The organism is Xenorhabdus bovienii (genome assembly GCF_024721015.1).
Lineage (GTDB): Bacteria > Pseudomonadota > Gammaproteobacteria > Enterobacterales > Enterobacteriaceae > Xenorhabdus > Xenorhabdus bovienii.
This window is the reverse complement of the sequence record NZ_JANAIF010000443.1, coordinates 1-257: the sequence shown is the minus strand read 5'-3', so window position 1 is coordinate 257 and position 257 is coordinate 1. Positions and strand designations below refer to the sequence as shown.

Here is a 257-nt window from a genome sequence, read left to right as displayed (position 1 = left end):
CTATGGCTATCAGGCGGGGCAATCACAATACGGGCGCCGACCCAGTTAGCCGCCAGCAGTTCCCACACCGAGACATCAAAGGTATAAGGGGTTTTTTGCAGCACGTTATCCGCCGCATTTAAGGCATATCGGGATTGCATCCAACACAGGCGGTTCATGATGCTTTGGTGCGTCAGCATAACCCCTTTGGGCTGACCGGTTGTCCCTGAGGTGTAGATGATGTACGCCAGATCCGTAGCCCCGTTCACCGGCACCGG

The 257-nt window shown here is 56.0% G+C and carries 1 protein-coding gene; it reads right to left on the bottom strand.

The window, feature by feature from the left end; all coding sequences use genetic code 11:
* On the bottom strand, positions 1-257 hold a 257-nt coding region (locus NXS07_RS21335), incomplete at both ends, for an AMP-binding protein (protein WP_258087681.1).